Genomic DNA, 1,029 nt, shown 5'->3' on the forward strand with positions numbered 1-1,029 from the left:
TAACGCCCTGTTAAGGTGTGAGCAACGCAATACCGAAGCCGCCGTATACCACCTTAAACACTAAAACCAACGCATGGTGAAAATGCCACGCGTTGCGAATCACTCTTAAACAGTTTGTTATAAATCATTGCCACTGTTTTTGTACGAGCCGTTTGACGACTAGCATTAAAAAAGTGAGCACAATTAAACAAACAAAGATAATTACAAACCAACTACCCCAAACCATAAAAATATAGTTAAAGTCATACCTACAAGTACTTAGAGCTAGAGATTTAGCAGTACAAAACTCTCCCATTGAGTTATGTTTAACTGCAACATACAGGGGAATGCAAGCTAGAATACTAGAAACAACAATAGACACGATAAAGTGTTTTAAACGGCACATTTGGCTGGGCTCCATGGTTGCTCAAGATATAGCTTGGCTACACGTGCACCGTAATCGCTAACTACTTCAGCACCCAAAAAATTATAGATCGTAGCTATTTTTCTTATCGTCGGATTTTCAATACGAGCCTGTATTCTAGATAATAGAGCGATCCCGAACTCAATATTGTAGTAAGGACAGCCTAGGGCTTCTTTAGTGACGCCAATGTCTTTCCAATATGAATAATGTAGATTCATCGGCAGTATGGTTTTTCTCAAAGGATAGACTTTATCATACCAGCCATGAGTAGTTTCCATATACATTATTGCTGCGACTAGCCGTGGGTCTACACCATGTTTCTTTGATTGATGAATTATCAAACCGCACCATTTCCCAACTTCACTGAAGCTATCAATTTCGTATAATGGCTTTCTACCGACTGCGCTATCGCTATCAACGATAGTAAATATTGCAGGTGTATCATTGATAATACTTAACTTCCTTTCCGCAGATTTATTCAGAACAGGTATGTCGTCCATGTCTTATTCCCTCAATCAAAGCAAATATGATACAAATCACATACCAATAAAGTCATCTTAATATTCTGTTTTCAGACACGAATCTCAATCTTGATTTATAACGCCCAATTAAGGTGTGAGGCACGC

The 1,029-nt window shown here is 38.6% G+C and carries 1 protein-coding gene; it reads right to left on the reverse strand.

What is annotated here, in order from left to right; translation table 11 throughout:
* Window positions 1-372: 372 nt before the first annotated feature.
* A complete protein-coding gene (locus L1076_RS26840; RefSeq protein ID WP_237304881.1) occupies window positions 373-903 on the reverse strand; it encodes a hypothetical protein in 531 nt (176 codons plus the stop codon).
* Window positions 904-1,029: the final 126 nt, after the last annotated feature.

Origin of the sequence: Vibrio sp. MMG023 (genome assembly GCF_021654215.1) — a bacterium.
Taxonomy (GTDB): Bacteria; Pseudomonadota; Gammaproteobacteria; order Enterobacterales; family Vibrionaceae; genus Vibrio; species Vibrio jasicida.